At 55.8% G+C, this 21,289-nt stretch carries 21 protein-coding genes; 9 read left to right on the top strand and 12 right to left on the bottom strand.

The annotated features are described in order from the left end of the window. Positions 1 to 13: 13 nt before the first annotated feature. Complete coding sequence (gene yyaC, locus PV433_RS30335) at positions 14 to 526, top strand: spore protease YyaC (protein WP_332075721.1); 513 nt, start codon at positions 14 to 16, stop codon at positions 524 to 526. Between the two features lie 78 nt (positions 527 to 604). On the opposite strand, the gene PV433_RS30330 is transcribed toward yyaC, so the two are convergent. After that, positions 605 to 850, bottom strand: a complete 246-nt coding sequence (locus PV433_RS30330; protein ID WP_332075720.1) for a hypothetical protein — start codon at positions 848 to 850, stop codon at positions 605 to 607. Positions 851 to 1,212: 362 nt separating this feature from the next. Here PV433_RS30330 and PV433_RS30325 point away from each other — a divergent pair, with 362 nt between their 5' ends. Further along, positions 1,213 to 2,982, top strand: a complete 1,770-nt coding sequence (locus PV433_RS30325; protein WP_332075719.1) for a methyl-accepting chemotaxis protein — start codon at positions 1,213 to 1,215, stop codon at positions 2,980 to 2,982. 209 nt (positions 2,983 to 3,191) lie between these two features. On the opposite strand, the gene PV433_RS30320 is transcribed toward PV433_RS30325, so the two are convergent. Further along, complete coding sequence (locus PV433_RS30320; protein WP_190930497.1) at positions 3,192 to 3,515, bottom strand: winged helix-turn-helix transcriptional regulator; 324 nt, start codon at positions 3,513 to 3,515, stop codon at positions 3,192 to 3,194. A 163-nt stretch (positions 3,516 to 3,678) separates the two neighbouring features. Here PV433_RS30320 and PV433_RS30315 point away from each other — a divergent pair, with 163 nt between their 5' ends. Then, positions 3,679 to 4,047, top strand: coding sequence for a DoxX family protein (locus PV433_RS30315; protein ID WP_332075718.1), 369 nt, complete (start codon positions 3,679 to 3,681; stop codon positions 4,045 to 4,047). A gap of 140 nt (positions 4,048 to 4,187) precedes the next feature. Further along, a complete protein-coding gene (locus PV433_RS30310) occupies positions 4,188 to 5,414 on the top strand; it encodes a hypothetical protein (RefSeq protein WP_190930499.1) in 1,227 nt (408 codons plus the stop codon). 100 nt (positions 5,415 to 5,514) lie between these two features. Here PV433_RS30310 and PV433_RS30305 read toward each other — a convergent pair whose 3' ends face one another. From PV433_RS30305 to PV433_RS30295, 3 genes are all read right to left on the bottom strand, one after another. Further along, positions 5,515 to 6,783: a DegT/DnrJ/EryC1/StrS family aminotransferase gene (locus PV433_RS30305; protein WP_332075717.1), complete on the bottom strand. Its 1,269-nt coding sequence runs from the start codon at positions 6,781 to 6,783 to the stop codon at positions 5,515 to 5,517. 311 nt (positions 6,784 to 7,094) lie between these two features. Further along, the gene (gene lepB / locus PV433_RS30300) at positions 7,095 to 7,616 is read right to left on the bottom strand and encodes a signal peptidase I (RefSeq protein ID WP_332075716.1); all 522 of its coding nucleotides are present in this window, start codon (positions 7,614 to 7,616) and stop codon (positions 7,095 to 7,097) included. 132 nt (positions 7,617 to 7,748) lie between these two features. Continuing rightward, positions 7,749 to 8,951 carry a hypothetical protein gene (locus PV433_RS30295; protein WP_332075715.1) on the bottom strand — a complete coding sequence of 401 codons (1,203 nt, stop codon included), beginning with the start codon at positions 8,949 to 8,951 and terminating at the stop codon, positions 7,749 to 7,751. 277 nt (positions 8,952 to 9,228) lie between these two features. On the opposite strand from PV433_RS30295, the gene PV433_RS30290 reads away from it, so the two are divergent. Continuing rightward, a complete protein-coding gene (locus tag PV433_RS30290) occupies positions 9,229 to 10,284 on the top strand; it encodes a HAMP domain-containing sensor histidine kinase (RefSeq protein WP_332075714.1) in 1,056 nt (351 codons plus the stop codon). 130 nt (positions 10,285 to 10,414) lie between these two features. Here PV433_RS30290 and PV433_RS30285 read toward each other — a convergent pair whose 3' ends face one another. The 4 genes from PV433_RS30285 to PV433_RS30270 all read right to left on the bottom strand — a co-directional run bounded on the left by PV433_RS30285 (position 10,415) and on the right by PV433_RS30270 (position 15,041). After that, complete coding sequence (locus tag PV433_RS30285) at positions 10,415 to 11,179, bottom strand: sulfite exporter TauE/SafE family protein (RefSeq protein ID WP_332075713.1); 765 nt, start codon at positions 11,177 to 11,179, stop codon at positions 10,415 to 10,417. Positions 11,180 to 11,354: 175 nt separating this feature from the next. Further along, positions 11,355 to 12,317 (bottom strand): type I phosphomannose isomerase catalytic subunit, encoded by a 963-nt coding sequence (locus PV433_RS30280; protein ID WP_332075712.1) that lies wholly within the window; start codon positions 12,315 to 12,317, stop codon positions 11,355 to 11,357. 40 nt (positions 12,318 to 12,357) lie between these two features. Beyond that, a complete protein-coding gene (locus tag PV433_RS30275; RefSeq protein ID WP_332075711.1) occupies positions 12,358 to 12,945 on the bottom strand; it encodes a tRNA (mnm(5)s(2)U34)-methyltransferase in 588 nt (195 codons plus the stop codon). 734 nt (positions 12,946 to 13,679) lie between these two features. Next, positions 13,680 to 15,041 (bottom strand): Gfo/Idh/MocA family protein, encoded by a 1,362-nt coding sequence (locus PV433_RS30270; RefSeq protein ID WP_332075710.1) that lies wholly within the window; start codon positions 15,039 to 15,041, stop codon positions 13,680 to 13,682. A 122-nt stretch (positions 15,042 to 15,163) separates the two neighbouring features. Here PV433_RS30270 and PV433_RS30265 point away from each other — a divergent pair, with 122 nt between their 5' ends. Beyond that, positions 15,164 to 16,039, top strand: coding sequence for an AraC family transcriptional regulator (locus tag PV433_RS30265; protein WP_332075709.1), 876 nt, complete (start codon positions 15,164 to 15,166; stop codon positions 16,037 to 16,039). Positions 16,040 to 16,169: 130 nt separating this feature from the next. On the opposite strand, the gene PV433_RS30260 is transcribed toward PV433_RS30265, so the two are convergent. Beyond that, positions 16,170 to 17,153: a TIGR01212 family radical SAM protein gene (locus tag PV433_RS30260; protein WP_332075708.1), complete on the bottom strand. Its 984-nt coding sequence runs from the start codon at positions 17,151 to 17,153 to the stop codon at positions 16,170 to 16,172. A gap of 228 nt (positions 17,154 to 17,381) precedes the next feature. Continuing rightward, positions 17,382 to 18,752, bottom strand: coding sequence for an S-layer homology domain-containing protein (locus PV433_RS30255; protein ID WP_332075707.1), 1,371 nt, complete (start codon positions 18,750 to 18,752; stop codon positions 17,382 to 17,384). A 344-nt stretch (positions 18,753 to 19,096) separates the two neighbouring features. Between PV433_RS30255 and PV433_RS30250 the strand changes: the two genes are divergently transcribed. Then, entirely contained in the window at positions 19,097 to 19,303 is a 207-nt protein-coding gene (locus tag PV433_RS30250) for a hypothetical protein (RefSeq protein ID WP_190929071.1), read from the top strand. Positions 19,304 to 19,464: 161 nt separating this feature from the next. Continuing rightward, a complete protein-coding gene (gene trmB, locus PV433_RS30245; RefSeq protein WP_332075706.1) occupies positions 19,465 to 20,181 on the top strand; it encodes a tRNA (guanosine(46)-N7)-methyltransferase TrmB in 717 nt (238 codons plus the stop codon). Between the two features lie 65 nt (positions 20,182 to 20,246). Here trmB and PV433_RS30240 read toward each other — a convergent pair whose 3' ends face one another. After that, positions 20,247 to 20,990 carry a sulfite exporter TauE/SafE family protein gene (locus PV433_RS30240; RefSeq protein WP_332075705.1) on the bottom strand — a complete coding sequence of 248 codons (744 nt, stop codon included), beginning with the start codon at positions 20,988 to 20,990 and terminating at the stop codon, positions 20,247 to 20,249. Between the two features lie 111 nt (positions 20,991 to 21,101). Between PV433_RS30240 and PV433_RS30235 the strand changes: the two genes are divergently transcribed. Further along, on the top strand, positions 21,102 to 21,257 hold the full coding sequence (locus PV433_RS30235) for a hypothetical protein (protein WP_332075704.1): 156 nt from the start codon (positions 21,102 to 21,104) through the stop codon (positions 21,255 to 21,257). Positions 21,258 to 21,289 lie beyond the last annotated feature (32 nt).

Genomic DNA, 21,289 nt, shown 5'->3' with positions numbered 1-21,289 from the left:
AGGGGAAGCGAACGTGAACGGGGATACGATCCGGCATAAAGTCAAAGGAGAAGAGCTCCCGGAATTTTTCAAGTACATTCGGGAGCAGGGAGCGGTCACAAACGACCTCGTATTCGTCTGTATCGGCACGGACCGGTCGACCGGGGATGCGCTGGGACCGCTAGTGGGCACGATGCTCTCCGAGATGGGGTACCGTCATGTGATTGGAACGCTCGAGTCGCCTTGCGATGCCAGCAATTTACTAAGAAGGCTGGGCGAGATTCCGCCGAACAAAGTGACAATCGCCGTCGATGCGTGCCTCGGGCTGCCTGCGTCTATCGGATATTTTCAGGTGGCCAATCAGCCGATTTATCCGGGGAAGTCGGTCGGCAAGACGCTCCCTCCGGTCGGTTCCTATTCGATTGCGGCGATCGTGAATACGGCCGGGCCGAAACAATACTGGAAGCTGCAGAGCACCTCCTTGTACCGGGTCATCAGTATGGCCAAAGAGATCGCCGCCGCAGTCCGCAGCGTATTTCCGGTTTGATCCCGGCGATAATCGGCTGAATCCGAACAGGCATAAAGCCAGAAGAGCCCCTCCGGCGGAAACGGCTTCGTTTCCGAATCAGGAGCGGGCTCTTCGTCTTAACCGGTAATAATCGCCGATGCGGCCGAACAAGGCGTACGAAGCGATCGTCAGCAAATAAACGGCGAATACATTAAAATAGTGGATGTCGCTGACAACTTCGATCAGCCATACGGGAACGCTTAGCATGAACAGGAAGATGTTGTCCGGATCGAGCCCGGAATAGTTGAACAAACACAGGGCACAGCCGATTAGCGTCATGACCAGGGTTGCTTTATATTTCATTGTCTTTAGACCTCCTGAGCGAGCGGGAGAGATGGGCTGAAGCGCTGCTTGACGCTTTTAGTATTCGGTTTTGGCGGTGTTTTATTCGCCAGAGAGACGGAAAACCGGAAGCACGCGGCTGATAAGGCGCCGGCGCACACTATTGATTCCAGCGTCCTTCCAGCCAATCGGCGATTCGAAACAGGAAGATGTTTACAACAATTCCTTTCTGAAATTTTGACATTTTCATTACAAATCGCCCAAAAAACGCGCGCCCCAATTGAGGGTAAGCGCTTATTGTAAATGTAAGGAATCTGGTATACGATTGTCGAAAGACAGGAAGTATCATACAAAAGACACAGATATTTCGGGAGGGGACCGTAATGCAAGCAAAAGGCAGGCAAGTACGATGGAGGATTCGACAAAAAATGATTGCCATCTCGCTATTGCTGCTGGCCGTACCTACGCTGGTAGTAGGACTTGTCAGCTATAGCGTAGCCAAGGCGGAGACGGACAAGCTGATTGAAAGCAAGTTGCAGACGAACGTCAGGATGGCGATCGAGATGATCACCCTGATGGACAAGTCGGTCCAAAACGGGACGATGCCGCTTGCCACCGCACAGGAGACGGTCAAAACCTTGCTTCTTGGAGAGAAAAAAGCCGATAATACGCGCCCGATCAATAAAAATATCGATATCGGCGTAAACGGCTATTTCTTCGTTCTGGACGACAAAGGCATGCTGCTGGCGCACCCGATGGTCGAAGGAGAGAACATCTGGGACAAAAAAACGAGCGATGGCTATTATTACATACAGGATATGGTCAAAAAGGCGCAAGAGGGCGGAGGCAATACGTACTACAATTGGCCGCTTCCCGCCACCGACAAGGACGCCGCCCCGAAGGAGGCGACGAAAATCTCCTATGCCGAGCTCGATCCCACGTGGAACTGGATCGTCTCCGCCGGCTCGTACCTGCAAGATTATAACGCCGGTCAGAAACGCATCTTGTCGGTCATGGTGATCACGCTTGCCGCGTGTCTCGCCGCCGGCGCCGTCATCACCTGGCTGTTCGCGCAGCATATATCGCGCCCGATCGCGCAAGTAGCGCAGCGGACGAAAAAAATCGCCGAGGGCGATCTGACCGCCGGCGAACTGGTCATCCGCAACAGGGACGAGATCGGTCAGCTCGCGTCGGATTTTAATGTGATGAACGACCATCTGAGAACACTGGTGATGCAAGTGCAAGGAGGTGCCGAGCATGTGCTGTCCTCGTCGGAGGAGCTGTCCTCTTCGATCGAGGAGACGACGAAAGCGTCCAAAGACATCGCCGAGTCGGTTCATCAGATAGCGGCGGGTATGGAGACGCACTCCCAATCGACGAACGAAAGCTCAAGGGCGATGGAGGAAATGGCCGTCGGAATCGGCCGGATCGCCGAAACCTCCTCGCAAGCGTTCGACGCTTCGCTGAATACGTCCAAGGCTGCGGAGGAAGGAGACGTATCGATCCGGAAGGCGGTCGATCAGATGAACCGGGTCAGTATGACGGTCGGGGAGCTGTCCGATATCGTCCGCAAGCTCGACGAACGGTCCAAAGAAGTCGGGGATATCGTGCAGGTTATTACGAATATAGCGGCCCAGACGAACCTGCTTGCCTTGAACGCCTCTATCGAAGCGGCAAGAGCCGGCGAGCAAGGGCGGGGCTTCGCCGTAGTGGCCGGGGAAGTGAAGAAGCTGGCCCTGCAATCCGAGCAGTCGGCTCAGGAAGTGATCGTCCGGATCGAAGCGATCCAAAAAGATATCGGCTACGCCGTCGAGACGATGCGAAAAGGCGAGGAGGAAGTGCGAGAAGGAGCCGACCAGACCCGGGAGACGGGCGAATCGTTCAAGCGTATTCTGGATGCGACGCGCAGCGTCGTCGAGCAGGTGCAGGATGCGTCTTCCGCCGCGGAGCAGATGTCCGCAGGCTCCCAGGAAATATCCGCCTCGCTTCAGGAGATGGCCCGGATCACGGCCAGCGGAGCGACCGGCACCCAGACGATCTCGGCGTCGACCGAAGAGCAGCTGGCTACGATGGAACAGCTGGCGCTCCAGTCGGAGCAGCTTAGCCGTCTGGCCGAGCAGCTTCAGGAATCGGTCGCCAAGTTCAAAGTGTAGAGGAACCGTAAAAAGACATCTTTCCAGCTTTCGATGCGTCGGAAGCGGGAAGATGTCTTTTTTTGGTCCGGGCCGCAAGACCCGGGTGCCTAGTGCTTAGTACGAAGAAACTGATCGCGGCAACATGTACCGGTTGTTGGCGGCGGCGATAACTTGCCCTCTCTGACAAGCTATTCGCCTAGCAGGGCGGTAAGCTCGCTCGCGGGCAGTTAATAAATCCAGCGGTCTCCCCATTCCTGTACCGCGTTCATGACGGGACGAAGCGCCGTACCTTTCTCCGTCAGCTCGTATTCGATCCGGATGGGCATCTCGGGGTACACATGCCGCACAACGATCCCCGCCTGCTCCAATTCCTTAAACCGCTCTGTCAGCATCCGGTCGCTCATATCCGGAATCATGGACGATATATCCTTGAATCGCATCGGACCGTTCATCAGGACCTGGATGATCAGGCCGGTCCAACGTTTGCCGAGAAGCTCGAAAGCCGTTTCGAATTTGGGACACAGGTGGGATTTGTGATCCGCATTACTCATATCGAATCATCTCCTAAACCAGTTCGTAAAAATATTTTAACATAGATACTTGACAAAAGTAAGCCTTACCTTGTATTCTTAACTCACTAAAAGTAAGTAACAATAATAAAGTAATAAAGGAGAGAGCGTAATGTTGGATGAAGCATTGTTGTTGATTCGTTAGGTGACCGGCCTTTTGTTCGCGGGACATGGGGCCCAGAAGCTGTTCGGCTGGTTTGGAGGCCACGGGCTGAAAGGGACCGGAGGATTTATGGAATCCCTCGGGATGCGTCCCGGCCTACAGATGGCTTTCATGGCCGGATTACTGGAGCTGGCGGGCGGTCTCCTGTTCGCACTCGGATTGTTTACGCCGGTCGCGGCCGCCTGCATCGTGATTACGATGCTGGTCGCGATTGTCAAAGTTCACGGACGCAACGGGCTGTGGGTAACCTCGGGCGGGATCGAGTACAATCTGGTGCTGATCGCCGTCGCTCTGACCGTCGCCATGTCGGGGGCGGGAGCTTATTCGCTCGATGCCCGGCTGTTCTCCTGATCTTGGCCATTATAGTCGAGAAAAAGACGGCTGATTCCAAGGGCGATGCTGCAAATTGTAGCTCCGGCTTCCGCGGTTTGTGGTATGATGATGAAGGTTTGGAATGACCGGAAACCGGAGCGGAAGAGGGACGGAAGCAAGTGGGACTGACAGGCGAGATGCGCAAATTGCTTATGATGAATGGAATCGGTCAAATTATTTTTAGCTATATCGGCATTTTTATTAACTTGTACATCTGGGAAGAGTCCAAAAGCTTATTCGACGTTTCCTTGTATAATTTCTTCACCTATCTGGTCTGGGGGGCCGGGTTTACCCTTGGCGCCCATCTGCTGACCCGCCGTTCGATGCGAATCGTTTATACCTTGTCGGCCTTGTCGGGACTGACCGTATTTTTGCTGCTGTCCTTCCTGCACTTGGAACAGCGTCTTGTCTGGATCGCCTTGATTGGATCGGTCGTCGGGCTGACGTTCGGACTGTTCTACGCCGGACAAAATCTGGGCATTTCCTTATCGGGGAAAGCTAAGGAATTCAGCAGGTACTTCTCGGTCGTCGTCGTGATGCAGCAGGTCGTGTCGGTATCGGTGCCGATCTTGTCCGCGCTTGTCATTATGGAGTTCGGCTATTCGGGCTCGTTCCTGCTGATGCTGGCGATCGTAGGCTGCATGCTGGGCGCCGCCTTGCTCGTGCCGAACTTGTCGCTGGCCGAGGTGAGAGAACGGGAGGGGGACTGGTTTAGGGGGATCGGTTACTTCCGCGTATTTCACACCGCGTCCTCCAAATGGCTGCAGGCCGCATTTATCGCCGCAGGGCTGTTTTTCCAGTTCCAAAACTTGTTTATTCTGATTTTCACCTTCAGCATTTCGCAGGACAAGCTGATCATCGCACTGCTAAATGCCGCTTATACGTGTGCCGCCTTTGCCGCGCTTTATGTGCACCGGAGAGTCCGGCTCGGCGAGGATGCCTGGATGTTTATCGGCTGCAGTGTAGTCGCACTCGGTTTTTTGGCCGCGCTCGTGCCGTATTCGCCGATGCTCGTGCTGTCCAATGTATTGTCCGTGCTGGGGATGTATTATTTCGGCGTCAACTGGCAGACGAAAGTATACCGGTCGATGAACGCTTTGCCGCCGATGCAGAAGCTGAGGGTGCTCGTATGGCGGGAAAATACGCTGTGCGCCGCCCGCTGCGTAATGCTGCTGCTGCTGTTCGCCCTGCCGGATATCCGGGGAGGCTGGTTTGCCGTGATAGTCGTCCTGACGATCGGATTTATGTTTGCCGTACCCCTCTGTCTGAGACGGAGCGAAGCTTTGGCCGCCAAACAACAAACCCATGCCGCCGCCGTTACCGAAGGAATGTCTTCGAGCGTGTAACATGTTGAAGAAGCCGTAAAAAGAGACGCCCCCCGGCCGCTCGCGAAGCGGTAAGGAAGCGTCTCTTTATTGATGTATCGGAGATCGACGGTACGTAAACTCAGACGACGACATGCAGCGCCTTGTGCACCTTCACGACCGCTTCGATAATATCGGCTCCGTCCTGATCCGACAAGATCGGCGAGATCGGGATATACGTGGTGCGCGGGATCAGATCGACGGCACTCGGGCACATGTTTTCCGTCACGACGACCGGTTTCTTGAACGGATAGTTGTACGGGAAGTTGTCCTTCTCCGCCGACCGCTGATGGAACAGAGCAGGGTTCATATAGACCGGCTTGCCGCCGTACAAGGCGTGGGCCTGCACGTTCTCCGCGTTAATCGCCTGGTTGAATGCAGCGGCTGCGCCTGCCGTCGGGAAAATAATGCCCAAATTCGAGCCGATCGTTCCGTCCGGATCGGGACAAGCGCGGAACTTGATTCCTGGAATCTCTGAGGTCAGCGCGGCGGCGATCCGGTCATGCTGCTTGCGCATATTGCCGATAATTTCCGGAAGCTTTTTCCACTGCTCGACCATGACTGCTCCGGACAGCTCGTTCATCCGGTAGTTTTGGCCGGAGAAGGCGAACTGTTCGTCCGGGGAATCGATGCCGTACCGTGCGCGGTGGCGCACAATGCCCTGGTCGTGGTAACGGATCGCCCGCTCCATCAAGGTGAGGTCGTGAGTAACGACAGCGCCGCCTTCGCCGGACGTAATAATTTTGTTCATCTGAAAGCTGAACGTACCGATGTCGCCGATCGTACCGGCATAACGCCCCTTGTACCGGACGCCGCACGACTGTGCCATATCTTCGATAACGGAGATACCGTTCTTCTTGGCAAAGGCGACGACCGGGTCCATATCGACCGGGTTGCCAAGAATCGGCACGACGATAACCGCTTTGACTTCTTCGTCGTACACCCGCTCCAGATCGTGCGGGTCGAGGTTCAAGCTGTCGTCGACGTCGCAATATACGGGAACCGCATTGCAGCACACGACCGCACCGGCCGTCGCCAGAAACGTATTGGCGGGGACGATGACCTTATCCCCGTAGCCGATCCCGAGCGCCTTCATCGCTACGACGAGCGCGGCGGTGCCGGAGGTTACGGCTAGCGCGTAAGGAACGTTCAGGTCGCGCGTCATCGCATTTTCGAGCGATTCGACCGCGCCTTTCATATCCGCCCCGTAATAACGGAACGGCGACTGGGCGTAGATCACCTCCGACGTAAAGTCGGCCTCTTCCTTCCCGTATACGACCGCTCCTGGATAGTTCGGCGGCAATGCCTTGCTGCGTACGGGAGTTCCCCCGTCTTTCGCCAACTTGCTCATGGGCTCACCTTCGCTTCCTCGATGATAGTTGATGGCGCTCCGGCATCTGCCGGGTTAGCGCTTGCGGATAAGTTGTATTTAACTTGTAAATATATTGTATCCGATTCTGCCGAAGGTTTCATATCTTTTATTTGTCGTTAATTCGAAAAGGGTGGCGGGAGGATCGATCCGCCCCCAAGGATAAACGCCAATTGGCGTCTTTGACGCTGGCGTTCACCAGGATTTAGAGCCGCTTCCACGATATACCTTCATGATAAATTAAAAAAACAGGCCCTCGTCAGGCCTGTTCTCTAAACGCATTACTGCTGAGCTTACATCACGCCGATGCGGGTGAAAGGGTAAAAGCGGAAGATCACTTCGCCGACCAGCTTGCTTTTGTCGACATACGTCTCGGGCCACAGATGGGCGTCGTAACTTTCGTTCCGGTTGTCGCCCAGAAAGAAATATTTGTTCTCGGGTACGGTAACCGGTCCGAATTTGTAAGCCATCGTCGTGTTCAAGTAAGGCTCGTCCGTCTTTTCCCCGTTCCGGTACAATACGCCGTCCTTCACTTCGATCGTATCGCCGGGCAGTCCGATCAGCCGCTTCACGTAGCGGATCTCCTCTTTCCCGTCGGCCGCGTGGTTGAACACTACGATGTCGCCGTGCTCGAAGGCGGTAAAGGCTTTCAGCTTCTGCACGATCAGCCGGTCGTTGATTTTAATGTTCGGCACCATGGAGGCGGAAGGCACCCTCACGGCTTGGGCGATAAACGTCTGGATCAGGATGCTAAGGACAATGGCGATTGCGAGCGGTGCGCCCCATTCTTTCAGTACAGTTTTCAGTTGCTTCATAATCAGTAAGACTCCTTCCGTTTCTTCCGGAACTTCCTGGCCCGTAATCCGGCAAACGCCGCCCGGCCTGTCTAAAGGGACGATCCGGCCGGCACTCCGCGGTATCCCGGACTCGTCCGATCCGATTCCTGTTTAACCAAGCATTGCTTTCCAGGACCCGTAATGGAAGAAACAAATTCCCGACGCTCCGCCTTCTTCCGCCCTCCGGACGTACTCGGCATAACGCTCCTTGGTAATCTCGTATTCCGGTGTCTTCAGCACGCCCGCATACACGGGGATGCGCCCGTTCGCCTTGCGGACCTGCTCCTCTACAACCCCGGCGAAGCTGCCCGGTTCCAACCAATAATCCATCGGGCATACGAAATCGACATAACCCTTCTCCGCCCATGCCGACCATTTCTGGCCGAAGCATTCGTATTCGCTGCCTGCTGTGAGCGGTTCCCCGCGAAGCTCGTTGCCGTACGGAGCGTTGTACCATACGGCGGCAGAGAGCTGGGCATCGGCGCGATAGCTGCGGACCGCCTCGCGGATCGTGCCTACGAGATCCGTGATAATCTGCGCCCGGTATTCCGCCCATTCGGCGGAACGTTCCGTAAGCAGCCACTTGGCTTTGCCGGCCGTATCCGGAAGCTCTGCCGGGATGCGGATGCCGCTATGACTCTCAAAGCCGGCCAAGCAGCTGTCGCAGAAACAAAAACGGTGCAACCGGGACAAAACCAGCTTGTCGCCGATAGGAGGATCGTTATAGGTTTGGCGCGCTTCCTCGACGAAATAGGTGGTCGCGACACCGCCCGTCTCAAGCCGGATCGGCTGCCCGACCTTGGGTTGTCCGATCCAGTGGCCGGCGCTTTTCGTATCGATGACCAGCTTGCTGTCATAATGGTAGTATCGGATGAAGTCGAGATGAATTCCGTGTAGTCCGGGAAACTGCCGGAGCAGGTCCACACACGTATCGGCCACGGTCCGGATGACGGCCGGATGCCTCGGGTCGTACATGTACCCGGTGCCATTAACCGGCTCCTCGTAGTTGGAGATTCCGTGAACGTCCACACAGTAACATTCCTTATTCGGGAAGGGCAGTTCATCCCGTCCGGCCGCCCGCTGCTGGAGCGTGGAGATCATGCCGTGGAGTTCGATTCCGCGCTCTGCGCACGCCTCGGCGAGCAGGGCGATCCGCGCCTTGATCGATTCGGAGAAGCGGTCGGCGGCTTTTACATATACGATCACTTTTCCAACCCGGTTGCGCTCGCACCAGTCGGTTAAGCTTGCAATTTCTTCGGCGTCTCTCGCTTCGGAGCCGAGGTACAGCCATACGGCATTATTTTGCGGGTTCAAAATAGGGCTTTCTCCTCTCGTCAATCGTTCCTTTCCGGTTCCCAACCATTATACCGAACGAATCGCGCGAACGGAAATCCCTTTTTCTTTGGTGTCCCGCATGGTACACTCGAATTCGAAGGGGATGATACCACTTCACCCGCGGATACGACGCCTCTGGTACAACTGCAGTCGGGACAGGACGGAAAGCTCATTTTCTTTGCGGCGGCTTGTCGCGTTATCGCGATTCGCGCTTACGCAAAACCGAGCCAGTAAGAGGTAAAAGGACGTTGAAGGAATGAACGAATTCGATTTCGTGATGGAATCTACGGATATCGATCTCTTTATTGCGTCAATTGACGAACGGATGGAGCTCGTATCCGCGAATGCTAAATTCAGGACCACTTATCAGATCAATACCGGAGAAGCTCTGCCGGAACAGTCCCAACTGCGTAAGGTAGTTGCTCATGCAATTAAGCAAAAGCAAAATATAGCCGGCGTCGTCATCGAGGAATCGGCAGGGGAACATACGATGCAGTTGATTTTGTATTGCTACAGGCGGGAGACGGACCTGGGAGACCGCTATCATGCCGCGATGTTCGACATCTCTGGTTTTTTTCATTTCTACGAAATGAAGCTAACTAATGAAAGGCGCAAGCTGATCGGAGATATGGCGGCGGGCACGGCGAACAGCATCTTGAATCCGCTCGCGGTCGTCAGAGGCAGCCTGCAACTGATCGAGACGACGCTGAAGACGAATCTGGCCTCCGGTCACTGGTCCGATCATTTTGCTTCGCGCAGTGTGGAGCACTACATTACGCTGGCCAACGATCAGGTGAAGGAGATCGGCAACTATGTGAAACGCTGGCTGCATCTGGGTAAGCCGTTCCATCTCGACCTGCGGCCGGTGCTCGTATCCTCCTTTCTGGAAGAGTATGTCCCCTCTGTGCAAAAAGAAGCGCTGCGGCGCGGTATCCCTTTCGTATGCGAATTCCCTTCCGTGGACGGGGAACTGCTTATCGACCCTCATTATTTGCAGGAAGTGCTGAACGAGTTTATGAAAAATTCGTTCGACGCCTCGAAGACGGCGGAAGAAGGCGGAGGCGTTCGGCTGTCGATTCACTTCTCCGACAAAACGCTTGTATTTGCGATCCGCGATTCCGGACCGGGCATTGCCGATGATCTGCTCAAGCTGGTGAAGGTCCCGTTCTTCACGACGAAGGAAGATTCGATCGGTCTGGGTTTGAACTTCTGCGAGGTTGTGCTGCAGAAGATGGGGGGGCATTACGAGCTGTCCGGCGGCGAATCGGGGACGGAAGTGCGCATCGTGCTTCCGAAGATGCCGGCTGTCTGAACGGTGCGGGCAAATGCGGATGCCTTTTGCGGCATAATCAGGAAACGTAAGCTGGCGACCGCCGGCCGCCTGGTCGCCGGACTTCCGGGCTTCCGGTGATTCGCTCCTGTCCCGTTGGATGAACGGCGTTTTATGTCAGCATGTCCCACAACTGCTTGCCGATCAGCAGCGCCGTGATGACGATGAACAGCGGCTTCACGTAAGCGGCGCCTTTGCGGATGGCGACACGGGAGCCGATCAGCGCGCCTGCGATCATGGCCAGTGCCATCGGCACGCCATAGTAGAAATTGATATAACCCATACCGGCGAATACGGCGAGACTGCCCGCGTTGCTGGCCAGATTAAGCGCCTTGGCGTTGCCGGCCGCGGTGACGAAGTCGAAGCCGAGCAGCACGAAGGCGAACAGCAGAAACGATCCTGTCCCCGGGCCGAAAAAACCGTCGTAATATCCGATCGCCAGCGCCACAAGGCCGCCGGCGGCAATCGTCCTGACCGTTAGTTTGGGGTTGCCGGACCGGACCGGTCCTTTTCGCTTGAACAGCGTGTAGACGGTAACCGTGATCAGCAGAACGATGACGAGCGGCTTCAGAAAGTCAGGCGGGATCAGCCGGACGGTGTACGCGCCGGCCGCCGAACCGAGCAGCGACAAGGGGAACCATTTCTTTACGAGCCGCAGGTCCATTTTGCCGGAGAGCAGAAAAGAAAGTGAGCTGGTCAGCGAGGACATCGTCCCGCCCAGCTTGTTCGTGCCGAGCGCAATGCCGGGAGGCAGCCCGGCTGCAAGCAAAGCGGGCACGGATATGAGTCCTCCCCCGCCGACGACGGAATCGATGAACGACGCGACAAATCCGGCGGTTATAAGGAAAATAAGAATTTCAAACGAAGGCTGCTCCATCGATGTAGGCTCCTATGCGGAATGTGGATTTAGACACGAGTACGATTATAGAGGCAGCTTCTTCGTTCGTAAAGCTGGAATGTTTTTCTTTGAACTAGCTGCCGGCATGCGGGCCATTCCTGAAATAGAAGCAGCCCCCGCTTGAACGCGGGGGCTGCTGGCAGGTGTTATACAATTATGGCAAATAGCAGCGCAAAACGGTCGCTTCGCCATTCAGCGAATAATCGCCTAAGTCGCCGGGCAGCAGGAAGCAGTTGCCGCGTTCCAGCCCGATCGAACCGCCGGACCATTCGAGCGTGCCGCTTCCGTCGCAGACGACGAGGATCGTAAAGCTGTCCGGCATCGAGGTCAGCGCCCAGCCGCCCTTCGTCACACCCTTTTCAACAGTGAAGTAAGGGGAGGAAGCCAGACGCAGCCATTCGTTAGGCCGGGACACTTCGGTTGCCATCCGCGTCGCGCCGCTGTTGTCATAGGCGGTAACTGCCAGCGAATCTTCGATATGCAGCTCGCGGGGTTTGCCGTCCAGTCCCGGACGGTCGTAGTCGTACAACCGGTACGTCGTATCGGAATTTTGTTGAATTTCCGCTACCAATACGCCCGCGCACAACGCGTGAACCGTCCCGGCCGGAATGTAGAACGAATCGCCGGCCGATACCTCCACTTCTTGAAGACTGTCCATGATCCGGTTGTCTGCGATCGCCTGTGCGAATGATTCACGGGTAGCCCCCGGCTTAAGCCCGTATATGATTTTGGCTCCCGGCTTCGCATCGAGCACGTACCACATCTCGGTTTTGCCGAGCTCGCCTGGAGGGAGTTTGTCGTAGTCATCGCCCGGATGCACTTGCACCGACAAGTCGTCGTTGCAGTCGAGCAGCTTGATCAGCAGCGGGAAACGGCTGTTTGCGGAATACCCCTTCGCTCCGAACACGCTGCTTCCATATTTCTCGCGAATCTCGTCCAGTCCCAGACCGGCTAGCTCGCCGTTGATTACTTTCGTCGTGCCGTTCGGATGGTCGCCGATCATCCAGCCTTCCCCGATCGGGCCTTCCGGCAGCTCCAGGCCGAACTGCTCGAGCGCCCGCCCGCCCCACACGCGCTCCTTCATTTCCGGTTTGAACTTCAGCGGATATGGTTTCATGCTTAGTCTCCTCGCTTTCTCGATAAACAAAGATGTCTTATTAACTGTACACTTTTCTTTTTTCTACCGCAATGACATAGGGCGCAATTCCGCGTTTGTTCGTAAAACGGTACACGATCGCCTGGTAGTCCGAGTCCGGCAGCGCCTCGGCCCACAACTCGACCCGATCAGCTTCGCCGCGACCGCCTTCATGGCCGGGGTACAGGACGACCGTGACGATACCGCCCGGCTTCAGCAGCGATACCGCCGCATCCAGCGCGGGAAGGGTCGATTCCGGCCGCGTAATGATCTGCGGATCTCCGCCCGGCAAATAGCCGAGGTTGAACATGACGGCGCTGATCTGCCCGTGGTGCTCGGGAGGAATCGCTTCCGTCATCTCGGCATGGCTCTGCAGCAGCAAGTGCAGCCTACGCGGTACGCCGGGCAGCCTGCCGATTCGCTCGGAGGCGCGGTCCAGCGCCTGCTGCTGGATATCGAACGCGTACAAAGCACCTTTCTCCCCGATGGCTTCGCATAAAAAGGCGGTATCCGCCCCCGTGCCTACCGTGGCGTCCACAACCGCATCGCCTGGGCGAACCCGCTCCAGAACGCATTTATGGGCAAAGCTTAATACCGATAAAAATCCCATGACGAGCCTCCGGTCTTAGGTGGATTTCCAGCGAAAGATACCATATTCGATGCCGGAACACAAGGGGGGAGAGTGGCTTGGGGACAGAGCCGCCGAGGGCCGTTTGGTTTGAAACCGGAGACGGACTGACTGAGAGCAGAAAAGGGCCGCTGGGGCGGCCGCCGTTATTTATCAGGGTAGCTTCATGTAATGAAAGGTTAACTGTACTAAGGTGTCAAGGTGTTCAAACGATAATGAAATACAGTTCTTACCAATGATAAGCTTCGGCCTATTTACGCAAGGGGATGCACGGTGGAATAAACTTCGTTGCAAGTTTTTTTTAATGGTTCGGAGTGGTTAGGTGCTTCTATCGTACAAAAGCGGACGAGCAAACGATTTCCTTACTAACTTACTCAAGAAAAGAGCTGTCTGGTTAGATTAGGATGAGCCTCTATAACAGGTGGAAGATCGGCGCTGCGCCTCTCTGGCCTATGCGTTTATGGGCGAGAGGGCGCCCAATGGTAATAAGAGTGGTTTGTACCCTCCCTCTGGGGGACAAAGACTCTTATTCTGTCCGTTCGCCCTTTCGCATTTCGTTTCAGCGTTTTGTGATTAGTTTGAGCCCCGCTCGAACCGCCGATTTCCTTGAGAAAAAGGACCTCAACCTCCACTTACCGTGGGATTTGAGGTCCTTTCGCTTAGAAAATGGGATGTGGCATGTCATGCGGGCGCTTTTGGGACACCCCATTTGATCTTTATAATCCCGACGCCTCTAGCCGGCCTGCCGTTAGTTCCCGGGACAGCTCCCGGATCTCGACGACCCGGTTCTCCAGACGCGCCCGGTCGGCGGAGAAGCCGATCTGATGGCCGTAGATCGAACGGTCCAGCGAGGTGGAGGAGATAGACGGCTCTTCGCCGCGCAGCGTGCGGATGAAGTCGGTGACAAGCCGCATATCCCCGCCCCCGTGCATATCGGCGGATACTTTTAATTCGACCAGCTCTTCTTGGTAAGTCGACGCGCCGTCCCGGTCCGGATGCCGGATCTTGAAGCTGCCTTCCTCCATCGTGCCGACGATCTCGCCTTTGGTGCCGGTAATATGAATGGTCCGGCAAGGCTTCGACGTACCACCGGTCAAGCTGTGCGACGCCGTGCTACCGTCTTCGAATTCGATAATCACCGACTGGTGATCGACGACGTCGTTATCGCTACGCCAGACGCAGCGGCCGTAGGGATTGTCGGTACGCAGCGATTCGATTTTTTGCTCGTCCGCCGCACTGTTGCCTTGCGGCAAACCGGCCCATACATAGGGACTCCACAATTTTTTTTCGATGTACATGGAGCCGGCGGAATAGGCGCACTCGGACTCGATCGGGCAATCCGCAAGGCAGCGCGTCCCGGCTCCTTCGGGAGCTTTGTCCGAACGGAACTGATACAAGCTTCCGAAGCTGCTTACTCGAACAGGGCGGACACTACCTTTCATCCAGGAAACGATATCGAGATCGTGACAGCATTTCTGCATCAGCATCGAAGAGCCGCCCGCCTTCAAATTGCTCCATTTGCCTCTGACAAAAGCGGTGGCCATATGATGGTAGCTGACGTTTTCCTCGGTTTGGATGGCGACGACTTCCCCGATGTCGCCGTTCTCGATCCGTCTGCGGATTTCGGCATAAAAGGGTGCATAACGCAGCACGTGGCATATAAATACCGTCCGTCCGGTAGCCCGGGACGCTTCATACAGCTCCAGCACCTCTGCCTCGCTGACGCCGATCGGCTTCTCGAGCAATACGTCGTAGCCCGCGTGCAGCAAAGGGATCGTCGTCGCCACATGGAACGAGTCCATCGTTCCGTTAATCGCGGCGTCCGCCAGCTTCGGTCCCGCGACGAGCTCTTCGACAGAAGCGTATAAACGATCGTCCGGCAAGCCGAAACGGTCGGCGGCCCGTCTGCGGCGGACGGGGTCCGGATCGACGACGGCTGTAATCAGCAGCTCATCCGGGTGTGTCAGCGCATAGGAGGCGTACAGCATGCTGCGGTTGCCGGCCCCTACAATAACGGCCTGAACGGGACGGCTTGCAGGGACGAGCGGAGAACGATCCGATTGCGAAAACGGTGTCATAAGAACATCTACTTCCTTTCCGAATCCTATAATATTGTGGTATTGTTTTTCGTATAAAGTAAACGTACTCCGCTTCAAACAAGGAATCAACAGTAATTAATTGAGATGGGAGTAGTAAAAAAATGTTGCGTACCTCATACGGATTTCAATATAACGAGATCCCCGAAAGGCTGATCGTGATGGAATCGCTCGGGTGCGGCCAGGCTCTGGATACCGGCTACGGCAATGACGGCATGCGGCGTCCCGGCAGGGGGCATCTGTTCCAGTACACGTTGTCCGGGGAAGGGGCAATTACGGTGGGCGGGCAAACGTACAGCGTTCCGAAGCACCACGGTTTCTTCGTCACAATTCCAAGTGAGCACCGGTATTTTTATCCCCCGACGGCAACCAAGCCTTGGGAATTCATCTGGATTCGGGCGATCGGCAGGACGATGGAGGAGTATTGGGAGCATTTCATCCGCTCCTTCGGCCATGTCGCCATGTTCCGTCCCGATTCGGAGCCGATCCGGCTGATGTGGAGCATGTACCGCGATGCGGCGGGTCAAGGGCTGCGCGACAAATACCATACGTCGCTGCGTCTGACCGAATGGGCGCTCTCCTTCGAGAGAATCGCCGAGGGCGGGGACGGCAGCGCCCGGCCGCTGCCCGAATCGCTGCAGAACGCCAAAGCTTTTATCGAGGGGCATATCGGCACCGACGTCAGTCTGGACGACGCAGCAGCGGCGGCGGGCATGTCGAAGCATCATTTCTGCAAAGTGTTCAAGTCGTATACAGGGGTGACGCCGATGCATTATCTGCGCAAAATCCGGGTTGAGGAGGCGGCGAAAATGCTGCGCAACGGCACGCTGCCGATCGAGCGGATCTCAGAGCAAACGGGCTTCGACAATGTCAGCTACTTCGGCAAAGTATTCCGCCAGTTCGTCGGCTCCACGCCGTCCGAATACCGGAAGGGGATGAGCAATTCGAACGACAGCCGGCTTCTGCAAATCGTCGATTGAGAAACGGAGTATGCTGATCCTATTGCCAGCATGGCTGATCTGCAGGAAGCGAGCGGCGCAGCATTGCTTCCGGCGTTGAATCCCGAAAATGCAAAAGCGCGCAGAGGCTGCGCGCTTCAAGTAAGATCCTCTATGCTCCGGATGCCGCTTCTCCGGACGATTTCCCGGTCCACAGCTTCCCTTGCCAGGTGCCGCGTGCGGTTAACTCCGCATCGATGGCGTTCAGCACTTCCCACTTCTTCAAGCTCCACATCGGACCGATGAGCAGGTCGCGGGGAGCGTCTCCGGTCAGCCGGTGCACGATCATGTCCGGCGGCAGCAGCTCCAGCGTGTCGACGACGAGCTTCACATACTCGTCCTTCTCCAGGAAGCGGACCAGACCCGCCTCATACTGCCTGACCATCGGTGTTTTGCGCATCAGATGGAGCAGATGCACCTTGATGCCCTGCACGTCCATATCGGCGACCGCCCTGGCCGTATCGAGCATCATCTCGTGCGTCTCGCCCGGCAGCCCGTATATGATGTGGGCGCAGACGCGAATGTTCCGGCGGCGCAACTTCTCGACCGCTTCCAGGTAACAGTCGGTATCGTGCGCCCGGTTGATCAGCTCCGACGTTTTTTCGTGTATGGTCTGCAGGCCCATTTCCACCCACAGGTAGGTGCGTTCGTTCAGCTCGGCCAAATAATCGACGACTTCGTCCGGCAAGCAGTCCGGCCGCGTAGCGATCGACAGCCCGACGACCCCCGGCTGCTGCAAGATGACTTCATAATACTCGCGCAGCTCCTCGACCGGCGCGTACGTATTCGTATACGCCTGGAAGTAGCCGATATAGCTGGCTTCCGGCCATTTCTGGTGCTGCCGGTCGCGGATCTTGTTGAATTGCGTGACGAGATCGTCCCTGCGGCTTCCCGCGAAGTCGCCCGAGCCTCTGGCGCTGCAGAAGGTGCAGCCTCCTGTGGCGATCTTGCCGTCCCGGTTCGGACAGGTGAAGCCGGCGTCGAGCATCACTTTGAACACCTTGGCGCCAAACTGCTCGCGCATCTCGTAATTCCACGTATGAAACCGCTTGTCTCCCCATAAGCGAGGCTGGATGGCGGATGGCGTTACGTTCATTTGGTCAAACTCCTTTATTCAGGTTGAATCGGCAGGCCCGGGGGCCGCAAGAGGCATCCCGGCGGGATAGATCCATAAGCACCATTGTACCAGAAATCGCCGCGTTCCGCTTCAAGCCTAACGGCCTGCGCGGGCAGGAGTGGTGCCGCAAGCCTTCCGCCGCTCTCTCAACCGTTCCGGGTACGCAAAAAAACGCCCGGGAATCCCGGGCGGTCGAACGCTCTATATTTAGTCGGCGGGTTGTGCAGCCGGTTCCTGCTTCGCTTCCGCCGCTTGACCGGCGTCGGCCTTGTCCGTTTCCGGCTTGCCTTCATCCGTCTTACCGGATTCCGGTTGTGCCGGTGCCTCCGGCAGTTCTGTCAAATCCGGAATGGCGAATTCTTCGGCGTTTTTGGCTTCGGCCGGAAGTACGATGTCGACCGGTTCGTTAAACGACGTATACTGGGCCGCCATGCTCATATCCATGCCCTGAAGCGGAATGTCGGCGGAGTCGCTGTTGTAGTTGATTTTCATCGCAACGTCCATTTTCTCCGTCAGCATCGTCATTTCGTTGATCCACATCGTGCCGTGCATCGACATCGTCATGTTCTGCAATTCCGGAGTTTCCGGCAGCGACTGGAACATACTGTTGTCCGGCATCGCCTTGGTCAAAGCCTCCATAATTTGCTTCATATCGCCGATTTTGCCGTTGACGCCGATTTTGCGCATCGTTTTGCCGCCGACCGTCTCCGTTCCCAGGTCGCGGTAGAAGAACATTTTGTTCATCATAGCCTGATTCATCGAAGCACTGTTTTTCTGCAGCTCCATCAGCTGCTCGAACGTAAACGGCATTTGCTTCGACATGTTCACCCATTTGGCCGAGCCTGTGCCATCAGGGTCCGGAATTTTCATAAAGGTACCTTCGGGTACGAGGTACTGCTCCATATCCATCGCCGGTGTGCCCGGAATCGGCATCTCCATCTTCATCGTCATGTGCATGCCTTTGGCCGAGTCGAACGCAGCTTCCGACTTCATCGAAGTTTGCAAATCACCTGGAATCGGCAACGCCTCTTTCAGAAGCACCTTTACCTTCTGATCCATTACCATCTTGTACGATTTCAGCTTAGCCTGCTCCGCATACGATTGCTCCAGCCATTTGACTACTTTGGGATCGTTCTCCAGCGAGAGCCGGATCGCTTCCTGTGTGGAGGAAGAGAGCAGAACGGACTGGTCTTCGAGCGAAACGCCGAATTTGGACTTCAACTGGTCCAGCGCGGCGTTGTCTTCGAGGCCGAGGAAGCGGGCAAGCACATAGCTGGCTTCCTGCTTCGTGATCGGCTGATCCGGCCGGAACGTGCCGTCCGGGTAACCGTCGATGATCTGCCGTTCGATCAATGCCTGTACCGAGGAGGCATACGGGGAATCCTTCGTTATATCCGAAGGGAGCTTGACGCTGCTGCCGCTCCCGGGGGTCATCTCCAAATAATCGGTTACCTGCTTAAAAAACTGTCCGCGTGTAACGGACGATTCCGGGGATGCCGTATTCGCCGCGAGCACCGGTGTTGCGGATAAGGACAACGCAAGCAAGGCAGTTGACGCCAAGGTTAAAGGTTTCTTCAATTCCGATCTCTCCCATCCTATGTATTCGGAAATCCGATCGTCCACTATGCGATCGCATACTCCTAACTACGAAAAAACCGGGAAAAGGTTTCAGAACGCAGGGAAAGCGGGCTGAAAACCAGTCTGAAAAGCGGCCTGAAGACTAGCCGTCCGGCTGCTTTGAAAACTAAATGAAAATGAAGAAAAAGGCTTGAAATCCCGGCGTTCCCGCTTGCAAAACCTTACATGGTATGTTATATTAATCACTAGGAAAACCCTATAATCCCCGCACTTTTCGCAGCTTCGAATACCTATTCGTCGATTCAGGGCATACTTGTACAAATACTCTTGATGAGGTGAAGTCCATGAATACTGCGTTTGAAATTCCGAACGGCGACGAGACTATCACGGTAGAACTGACGATTAAGGAAGCGATGGCGCTAAGCGGCGGAATCCGATTCCGTCCGGAGAGCAAGGTGGCTCTCAGCGCGAAGAAAAAAGTGAAGAAAGTGCTTGACCGCAAGATGCTGCCGCACAGCGACCGTATTCCGTATCACACCTTGGATCTATGAACGTTAACCGGATATAAGCCCAGTCACGGGGCGCCGAATCCTATGCACCTTTCGTATGGTGCAGAGGAGGACGGCGCTCTTTTTTGGCCGCGCTTCCCTTTTGAAGGGTTATCCGGTATGATGATAAATCGTACAGGCAATTAACAGTTGGGGGAAAACCAATGCGACTGAGAGGCAGAAAAGGGATACGCGAGGAGATCGAACGGCAGAACGACCTGGTCGTCCTCGAACCGCAGCAGTGGAAGGGCCGCTGGTCCGAATGGTTCGGCAACGACAAGCCGATCTATGTGGAGCTGGGGATGGGCAAAGGAAAGTTTATTAGCGGAATGAGCGTTCAGCATCCGGATTGTAATTTTATCGGAGTGGACATGTACGACGAGCTGATTCGCCGGGCTAGCGACAAGGCGAGAGTGGCAGCGGAGCGGGAAGACGGAAGCGCGCCGGACAATTTGGCTCTCGCGCTGTTTAATATCGAGCGGATCGAGGAGATGTTTGCCGAAGCCGAACTTCGCCGCATCTACTTGAATTTCAGCGATCCTTGGCCGAAAAAGAAACACGCCCGCCGCAGACTGACGCACCCGGGCTTTATAACCAAATACATCCGACTGCTCGACAGCCGGGGCGAGATTCACTTCAAGACCGACTCGCGCTCGCTGTTCGAGTTCTCGCTGAACTCGTTCGCCGATATGAACATCCGGCTGCGCAACATCTCGCTGGATCTGCACAAGGACGGTCCTGCGCCCAACAATGTGATGACCGAATACGAGACGAAATTTTCCGAGCAAAATATGCCGATTTACCGTCTGGAAGCTGTCATTGGCAGCGACGCGCTGGCGGAGCATGAGCGGCTATTGAAACGTCCCGAGGCTTCTGTATAAGCCCCGGAACGTTTTTTTTGTTTGGAAGTGCGTGTTCGAAAAGTCTGGTTTTTTGAACAACCTGTTTAAGGGAACAGCAGCCGTATGGCGCCCAGCGCGGTCATGACGAGAATAATCGTCTGGAAATGGGCTTGCGGAATTTTCGGCACGACCTTGATCCCGATCCAGGTTCCGATTAGAACCGGCACCGCCATCCAGGCGCTGAAGACAAAGGTGTCGGCCGTGATCAGTCCCAAAGAAGCGTTGAACGGAACTTTAATGAGATTAACGGCCAGGAAAAACCACGCCCCCGTGCCGATAAAAGCTTGCTTGGACAGCCCCTTCGACAGCAAATACACCGTCATAATCGCACCCGCCACGTTGCCCACCATCGTCGCAAATCCGGCCAGAATGCCCATAGCCGCCTGAAAGTAGATTGTTTGAGTGATCGGGTAACGCATCTTCTGCTCGAGCCGGTCCTTCAGCAGATGAAGCAGCAGCAGCGACAAAATGAGCGTGCCCAGCATCACAGACAGCTGGCTGTCGCCGATCCGGTCCATGACGAAATAGCCGAGCAGAATGCCTCCGAGCACCCAGGGAATGAGGACGATCAGATGTTTCCACACGACGGTCCGGCGATAATAGGAGACGGCGACGATGTCTGCGGTGATGAGCATCGGCAGGATCATCCCGACCGACAATTTGGCGGGAAACACGATCGCCATCAGAGCGACGCTGAAAATGCCCACACCGGGAATGCCGGTTTTGGAAAAGCCGGTCATCACCGCGGCCGTTACGGCGAGGACGATTTGAGTCCAGTTCAGATCCATAGGATAGTTCCCCCGTTCGTTTCGTTGATCGTTCCATTCTGGCGGGACGGTCGGCTATCCGTCTGCAAGCATTAATTATACACCCCGTTAAGTGTCCTGAAGGTAAATTTTATGAGAATAAATATGGCGAGTCGTATCGCGCTTGAAGCGCCGGAATTCCTGAGACAAAACAAAGAGGCCCCGATCTCCTCCCGCAGAGAAGATCAAGGCCTGGTGCAGAGCGCCCGTTGCAGCGTGATGTATTTGTTTGGCGGCTCGGCTCTCTAAACCCGTTGCTTCGTACCGACCCCACTTCGTTC

The organism is Paenibacillus sp. GYB004 (genome assembly GCF_036577605.1).
GTDB lineage: Bacteria > Bacillota > Bacilli > Paenibacillales > NBRC-103111 > Paenibacillus_AB > Paenibacillus_AB oceani.
The sequence above is the reverse complement of the archived record's forward strand: the minus strand, read 5'-3'. Positions and strand labels throughout refer to the sequence as shown.